Below are 596 nucleotides of genomic sequence, written 5' to 3'. Positions count from 1 at the left end.
TTTGCCGTCCTTCTGGCGCGAAAGGTCAAACCCGAGTTGTTTCTGACAAGGCCCGCCACATGAGACAGCTTGCCTTCATCTTGGCCCTATGCACGGCCCCTCTGCCCGCGCTGGCCCATAAGGTGATTGCCGGGGTCTTTGCATCCGGCGATGCGATCGAAGGGGAAATCGGCTTCTCCAACGGCACCATGGCGACCGATACCGAGGTTGTCGTGACCGATCCCAATGGGGTCGAGCTGGGCCGAGCCACGACCGATGCAGACGGGTTCTTCATCTACACGCCCACCACTGCCGTCGCCCATACCTTCTTTGCCGACCTTGGCGCCGGTCACGTGGCCGAGGTGACGATGCCCGCCGAGGACGTCGCCAAGATCATGGGCGTCGCCGTTCAGAACACGCCTGCAGCGTCGCCTACACCAACTCCCGCCTCAGAGGGCGTCACAGTGGCCTCCCTCAGCGATGAGGAACGTCAAGCCATCGCGGCAGCCGTGCGTGACGAAATACGCCCGCTGCGCCGGGAAATCGCCGCCTATCGCGAACATAACGACCTCCAGACCATTCTCGGCGGCATCGGATACATCTTTGGCCTGTTCGGG

The 596-nt window shown here is 62.6% G+C and carries 1 protein-coding gene; it reads left to right on the top strand.

From position 1 onward, the window contains the following. Nucleotides 1-59: 59 nt before the first annotated feature. Nucleotides 60-596 (top strand): cobalt ABC transporter permease (locus tag ACR0E6_RS22725; RefSeq protein ID WP_480587657.1); only part of this gene is annotated, 537 nt, incomplete at its 3' end.

This window comes from Ruegeria sp. AP12 (assembly GCF_056540025.1).
This window is presented reverse-complemented; position numbering and strand designations above follow the sequence as displayed.